The organism is Streptococcus pseudopneumoniae, from assembly GCF_001072925.1.
Lineage (GTDB): Bacteria > Bacillota > Bacilli > Lactobacillales > Streptococcaceae > Streptococcus > Streptococcus pseudopneumoniae_Q.
In genome coordinates this window covers 20,143-27,137 of the sequence record NZ_JVHE01000085.1, presented here as the reverse complement: position 1 = coordinate 27,137, position 6,995 = coordinate 20,143, and the positions used below count along the sequence as shown (strand labels likewise).

General features: G+C 41.6%; 5 protein-coding genes and 1 other RNA gene. 5 read left to right on the top strand and 1 reads right to left on the bottom strand.

The window, feature by feature from the left end; genetic code table 11:
• Positions 1 to 65 precede the first annotated feature (65 nt).
• Positions 66 to 413: a transfer-messenger RNA gene (gene ssrA / locus ADH81_RS10500) on the bottom strand.
• 207 nt (positions 414 to 620) lie between these two features.
• On the opposite strand from ssrA, the gene recJ reads away from it, so the two are divergent.
• The 5 genes from recJ (at position 621) to ADH81_RS04880 (ending at position 6,985) form a co-directional block, all read left to right on the top strand.
• Complete coding sequence (recJ, locus tag ADH81_RS04905) at positions 621 to 2,846, top strand: single-stranded-DNA-specific exonuclease RecJ (RefSeq protein ID WP_049526923.1); 2,226 nt, start codon at positions 621 to 623, stop codon at positions 2,844 to 2,846.
• Positions 2,847 to 3,152: 306 nt separating this feature from the next.
• Positions 3,153 to 3,437: a DUF2695 domain-containing protein gene (locus ADH81_RS04895; protein WP_049526919.1), complete on the top strand. Its 285-nt coding sequence runs from the start codon at positions 3,153 to 3,155 to the stop codon at positions 3,435 to 3,437.
• A 230-nt stretch (positions 3,438 to 3,667) separates the two neighbouring features.
• A complete protein-coding gene (locus ADH81_RS04890; protein WP_049526917.1) occupies positions 3,668 to 5,329 on the top strand; it encodes a ribonuclease J in 1,662 nt (553 codons plus the stop codon).
• A gap of 68 nt (positions 5,330 to 5,397) precedes the next feature.
• Entirely contained in the window at positions 5,398 to 6,177 is a 780-nt protein-coding gene (locus ADH81_RS04885) for an alpha/beta hydrolase (protein ID WP_049526916.1), read from the top strand.
• A 106-nt stretch (positions 6,178 to 6,283) separates the two neighbouring features.
• The gene (locus ADH81_RS04880; protein WP_049526914.1) at positions 6,284 to 6,985 is read left to right on the top strand and encodes a matrixin family metalloprotease; all 702 of its coding nucleotides are present in this window, start codon (positions 6,284 to 6,286) and stop codon (positions 6,983 to 6,985) included.
• Positions 6,986 to 6,995: the final 10 nt, after the last annotated feature.

Genomic DNA, 6,995 nt, shown 5'->3' with positions numbered 1-6,995 from the left:
AACAATTGTCCTCTCCAGATGTTAGCTTTTATTCAACCCACTACAGTTGACAAAGAGCCAAAATATAATGGAGCCGGTGGGAGTCGAACCCACGTCCAAACACCTGCTAACATATTTGTCTACAACCATAGGTTATGTATTGTTTTAACAGCTCCTCGACACATAACTCAAGCCTAGGAACTGCGAGTCTATAAATCTCTTATCAAACTGCTAGACAAAGTTTGATCGTATCTCGCTAATAATAAGACCTGTCATTGGACACGAGCAATCCAAATCGGGTCACGCCTGCTGGTTTTTAGGCAGCTAGAGCGTAAGAAGTGTTATTTTTTGCAGTTATATTTAACTGAGCGTTTACGTCGCCACACGAGTCGCAAAATATGCCTCATAATGCCTGTCGAATCCGTAACGACCCCAAAAGACAATACAATTATTATACCTTATCTGAGGGGAAATTGCAAAAGTCAAGTAAACAAATGGAAAGAGACTTTGGTATGTATATGTTTTATAAGTGGGTGCTTAGAGCGATGAAGAGTCATTAACTTAGTAAGAAAATCAAGAGAAAAACTGGAAATCATGTTATAATAAAAAGATAGAATCGTAAGAAAGAGTGGATGATTTTTTTGATAATTCCTACTTATAATTGGCAATTCGCTCCGCAAGTTGAGGATGCGGATTTTACAAAGATAGCTAAGAAAGCTGGTTTGGGCCCTGAAGTAGCTCGTTTGTTATTTGAACGAGGCATCAAGGATGAGCCCAGTCTGAAAAAATTTTTAGAACCTTCTTTGGAGGATTTGCATGATCCCTACCTTTTAAATGATATGGAAAAGGCAGTGGAGCGGATTCGCCATGCTATTCAGCAAGGGGAACTGATTCTTATTTACGGGGACTACGATGCGGATGGGATGACTTCGGCTTCCATTGTCAAGGAAAGTTTAGAACAGTTGGGTGCTGAGTGCCTGGTCTATCTTCCCAATCGCTTTACGGATGGTTATGGTCCAAATGCCAGTGTCTACAAATATTTTATCGAACAGCAGGGTGTGTCTTTGATTGTGACGGTGGACAATGGTGTGGCGGGGCATGAAGCCATTGATTTGGCTCAGTCTATGGGAGTGGACGTCATTGTGACTGACCACCATTCTATGCCTGAGGTTTTACCAGATGCCTATGCTATTATCCATCCTGAACATCCAGGGGCGGACTATCCTTTCAAGCATTTGGCAGGTTGTGGGGTCGCTTTTAAGTTGGCTTGTGCCCTTTTGGAAGAAGTACAGGTTGATTTGTTAGACTTGGTTGCAATTGGGACAATTGCCGACATGGTCAGCTTGACGGACGAAAATCGTATCATGGTCCAATATGGTCTTGAGGTCTTGCGCAATACTCAGCGAATGGGATTGCAAGAAATGTTTGAAATCGCTGGGATTTCGAGTAGTGATGTGACAGAAGAGACAGTTGGTTTTCAGTTAGCACCGCGTTTAAATGCTCTAGGACGTTTGGATGATCCCAATCCAGCTATTGATTTGTTGACTGGATTTGACGACGAGGAAGTGCATGAAATCGCCCTTTTGATTCATCAAAAGAATGAAGAACGTAAGGAAGTTGTTCAGTCCATTTACGATGAAGCCAAGGGCATGGTGGATCCTGATAAAAGTGTTCAAGTTTTGGCTAAAGAAGGCTGGAATCCAGGGGTTCTTGGAATTGTAGCTGGACGCTTGTTGGAAGAACTAGGTCAGACAGTTATTGTGCTAAATATCGAAGATGGACGCGCCAAGGGAAGTGCTCGAAGCATAGAAGCGGTTGATATTTTTGAAGCTTTGGACCCGCATCGAGAACTGTTTATCGCCTTTGGTGGTCACGCAGGCGCTGCAGGTATGACCCTTGAAGCGGATAAGTTGGAAGTCTTGTCTGATCTTTTGGAAGCCTATATCCGAGAAAAAGGCGCAGATGTCCAAGGTAAAAACAATCTATTTTTAGATGAAGAACTGGATTTAGAGACCTTGAGTCTGGAGACGGTGAAAAGTTTTGAACGTCTAGCTCCTTTTGGGATGGATAACCAAAAACCTGTCTTCTATATTCGAGATTTTCAAGTTGAAAATGCTCGCGTTATGGGGACTGATAATGCTCATCTCAAGCTGAAAATTTCCAAAGGTGAGGCTAGTTTTGAGGTGGTCGCTTTTGGTCAAGGGAAATGGGCGACTGAATTCTCACAGACCAAGCAACTGGAACTAGCAGTGACTCTCTCTGTCAACCAGTGGAATGGTCAAACAACCTTGCAGTTGATGATGGTTGACGCCCGTGTAGAAGGTGTCCAGCTCTTTAACATCCGTGGTAAGAATGCCCTGTTGCCAGAAGGTGTACCTGTTTTGGACTTTACGCAAGAGTTACCTGATGTGACTTCTTGTTCAGCTATTGTTGTGAAGAATATCCCTGAGGATATATCCCTTCTTAAGAAAATCTGTCAGGAGCAGGAGTTTTCAGCTCTTTACTTTAAAAATGATATAGCTAAGGCTTACTACTTGACGGGCTATGGCACAAGAGAGCAGTTTGCAAAATTGTATAAAACCATCTATCAGTTCCCAGAGTTTGACATTCGCTATAAACTCAAGGATTTGGCGGCCTATCTCAAGATTGAGCAAATCCTATTAGTCAAAATGATTCAGATATTTGAAGAGCTTGGCTTTGTGACCATTGAAAATGGAGTCATGAGGGTAAATAAAGAGGCTGAAAAGCGTGATATTGCTCAAAGTCAGATTTATCAAAAACTGAAACAAACTGTTAAAGAGCAAGAGATAATGGCGCTTGGAACAGTCCAAGAAATCTATGATTTCTTGATGGAAAAAAGTGAATAGAGATTGAAAGAGTTGGCTTGCTGACTCTTTTTTTGCTATCAAAAACTACATCAATGAAAGGAATTTAGTGCTATAATGAGAGGAGTGAAGGACTGTTGAATCTTGTTGAAGAAAGTTATACTCTTCGAAAATCTTTTCAAACCACGTCAGCGTCGCCTTACCGTATATGTGTTACTGACTTCGTCAGTTCTATCCACAACCTCAAAACGGTGTTTTGAGCAACCTGCGGCTAGCTTCCTAGTTTGCTCTTTGATTTTCATTGAGTATTAGTTTCAATAGTCCCAGAGAAGTTAGTTGGAGTAGAAGATGGATAAAGAGAAGAAAAAGAAATTACTGGCAGAGTATAAGCAGCAACAGAAGAAAGAATTTGAAGCTAGTTTACCGATAACAAGGGAGATTTTTTTAGATTTGTTTGATTTTTTGGATCAGGAGTTAGAGTCGCTGACTTGTCCTGCTGATTTTACCTTGACTATATCCTTTCTAAAAGGGCGTGATTTAGAAGTTGAAGTGATTTTGGGATTTTTAGAAGCAAATGGAGCCTACTGTGACTGCGAAGTGCTTTATAATGTTGCTGACTTATTTGAAGATTAGACAGGATGGGAGCGCCAATTGTATCATTTGATCCTCTTATTAGTGCTGCTTTGTCCGTTATTGAACGGAAAGAGATAGTTGAAGTGCGATTATCTGTAAGATTCATTTTGAAAATTAGTAAAAAAATGGTATAATGAATGGAAAAGATTCGGCTGAAAGTGAATTGGACTTTCGGAAAAAGAGAGCTTTTAAAGCTCTACAAACAGTTGAAGTGACTATTCGGAGGAAAAATGAATACTATTAAATTAACAACACTTGGGGGTGTACGTGAGAATGGTAAGAACATGTACATCGCAGAGATTAACGACTCGATTTTTGTATTGGATGCAGGTTTGAAATACCCTGAAAATGAACAGTTGGGTGTCGATGTCGTTATTCCCAACATGGACTATCTGTTTGAAAATAGCGATCGTATTGCTGGGGTTTTCTTAACACACGGGCATGCGGATGCGATTGGCGCCCTCCCTTATCTCTTGGCAGAAGCTAAGGTTCCTGTATTTGGCTCAGAGTTGACTATCGAACTGGCCAAACTATTCGTTAAGGGAAATGACAGCGTCAAGAAATTTGATGATTTCCATGTCATTGACGAAAATACAGAGATTGATTTTGGTGGAACGGTAGTATCCTTCTTCCGTACAACTCACTCTATCCCAGAAAGTTTGGGTGTGGTCTTAAAAACGTCTGAAGGAAATGTTGTTTACACAGGGGATTTCAAGTTTGACCAAACGGCTAGTGAATCCTATGCTACTGACTTCGGTCGATTGGCAGAGATTGGTCGTGAAGGGGTCTTGGCTTTGCTTAGTGACTCAGCAAATGCAGATAGCAATATCCAAGTAGCAAGTGAAAATGAAGTTGGTGTAGAAATCACGCAAACCATTTCTGACTGGGATGGCCGTATCATCGTTGCTGCAGTTGCAAGTAACCTTTCTCGTATCCAGCAAGTTTTTGATGCGGCTGCGGAGACAGGGCGCCGTGTTGTTTTGACAGGATTTGACATTGAAAATATCGTCCGTACAGCGATTCGCTTGAAAAAATTGTCTCTAGCAAGTGAAAATCTTTTGATTAAGCCAAAAGATATGTCTCGTTTTGAAGATCACGAATTAATTATCCTTGAAACTGGACGTATGGGTGAACCGATTAACGGCCTACGCAAGATGTCTATCGGTCGTCACCGTTATGTTGAAATCAAAGAAGGTGACCTAGTTTATATCGTTACAACACCATCAATCGCCAAGGAAGCAGTGATGGCACGTGTAGAAAATATGGTCTACCAAGCAGGTGGAGTTGTCAAGCCAATTACTCATAGCTTGCGTGTGTCAGGACATGGGAATGCGCGTGATTTGCAATTGATGATCAATCTCTTGCAACCTAAATATCTCTTCCCAATCCAAGGAGAATACCGTGAGTTGGATGCCCATGCCAAGGCTGCTATGGCAGTTGGTATGTTGCCGGAACGGATTTTTATCCCTAAAAAGGGAACAACTATGTCTTACGAGCATGGGGACTTTGTTCCATCTGGTGCAGTTACAGCAGGCGATGTCTTGATTGATGGGAATGCCATCGGAGATGTCGGTAATGTCGTCCTTCGTGACCGTAAGGTCTTGTCAGAAGATGGTATTTTCATCGTGGCTATCACTGTTAACCGTCGTGAGAAAAAAATCATTGCTAGAGCTCGAGTGCACACGCGTGGATTTGTCTATCTCAAGAAGAGCCGTGATATCTTACGTGAAAGTACAGAGTTGGTGAATCAAACAGTTGAAGACTACCTCCAAGGTGAAGATTTTGACTGGGCAGAGCTCAAAGGTAAGGTACGTGATCATTTGGCCAAGTTCCTCTTTGACCAAACCAAGCGTCGTCCAGCTATCTTACCAGTAGTCATGGAAGCAAAATAAGGATTAAATAGTAGTAGAGAAAGTCGAGTTTCGGCTTTTTCTTATCTTAAACGAATAAGGAGCAAGTTATGGCAGTAATGAAGATTGAGTATTACTCAGAAGTTTTAGATATGGAGTGGGGAGTGAATGTTCTCTACCCTGATGCGTCTCGGGTTGAGGAGCCAGATTCTACAGATATTCCTGTTCTTTATCTCCTTCATGGGATGTCAGGGAATCACAATAGTTGGCTCAAACGGACCAATGTAGAGCGCTTGGTGCGAGGGACCAATCTGATTATTGTCATGCCTAATACAAGTAACGGTTGGTATACAGATACTCAGTATGGATATAACTACTATACAGCTCTAGCAGAAGAACTGCCTAAAGTGCTCAAACGTTTCTTCCCTAATATGTCTAGCAAGCGTGAAAAGACTTTTATCGCTGGTCTATCAATGGGAGGCTACGGTTCCTTCAAGTTGGCTTTGTCAACCAATCGTTTCTCACACGCAGCTAGTTTTTCTGGTGCTCTTAGTTTCGAAGAGTTTTCTCCAGAAAGTCAAGATCTTGGAACAAAAGCTTACTGGCGAGGAGTTTTTGGCAAGCTTGATAACTGGGAAACTAGTCCTTATTCACTTGAAACCCTTGCTAAAAAGTCAGACAAGAAGACCAAGCTCTGGGTTTGGTGTGGCGAGCAAGATTTCTTGTATGCTGCTAATAACCTAGCGGTGAAGAACCTCAAAAAGCTTGGTTTTGATGTGAACTATAGCCATAGTGCAGGAACCCACGAGTGGTATTATTGGGAAAAACAATTGGAACGGTTTTTGGCTACACTGCCGATTGATTTTGTTTTGGAAGAACGCTTGTCTTAGTTTTAGTTTTCTTTTAGCTTACTCGAGTAAAATAAGGAATCTATCTTTAGAATGGGAATCCATGGTTTAAAGGTGGATTCTTATTTTTTTAGAAAGGCGGGAAATCATGTTCTGGATTATACGTGTTCTATGTCGATTGTTACTAGGAATTTGGCGCATGTTCTGGCGCCTTGTGTGGACTCTTGTAGTCTTAATTCTCATTGCTTTAGGGATTCTCTGGTATGTGACGGGAGATTTATCTGGTGTCTTCAATCAAGCGGGGCAACTTGTTCAAGTTGGTCAAGCAGGTTGGCATCAATGGCAAGAAACTGGTAAGTTGCAAGGCTTGTCTCAGACCGATCATCATCAAGATTCAGGAGTAAAATGGCCCCAAGCGCAGGCGACAATTTATATTGATCCTCAAATGGATGCAACCTTTCAAAAGGCTTATGTTGAGGCTATTACCAATTGGAATCAGACTGGTGCTTTTAATTTTGTAGTTGTGACAGAACCTGACCAAGCAACTATTTTTGCGACTGAAATGAATGATGGTTCCACATCTGTTGCCGGTGAGGCGGAGAGCCAGACAAATCTCCTAACCAAACAATTTACTTCAGTAACAGTTCGTTTGAATCATTATTATCTATCTAATCCAAACTATGGCTATACCTATGATCGCATCTTGCATACGGCCGAGCATGAGTTAGGACATGCCATTGGTTTGGAACATACTAATGAAGTGTCAATCATGCAACCAGCAGGGTCTTATTATGGTATTCAGGCTCAAGATGTTCAAGCAGTTCAAGAACTTTATGAGTCTGGAGAATAAGTGATTTTCA

Coding starts and splice junctions, on each gene's coding strand:
- ADH81_RS04885 (WP_049526916.1), top strand. CDS start 5,398: ATGGCAGTAATGAAGATTGAGTATTACTCAGAAGTTTTAGATATGGAG.
- ADH81_RS04890 (WP_049526917.1), top strand. CDS start 3,668: ATGAATACTATTAAATTAACAACACTTGGGGGTGTACGTGAGAATGGT.
- ADH81_RS04895 (WP_049526919.1), top strand. CDS start 3,153: ATGGATAAAGAGAAGAAAAAGAAATTACTGGCAGAGTATAAGCAGCAA.
- ADH81_RS04880 (WP_049526914.1), top strand. CDS start 6,284: ATGTTCTGGATTATACGTGTTCTATGTCGATTGTTACTAGGAATTTGG.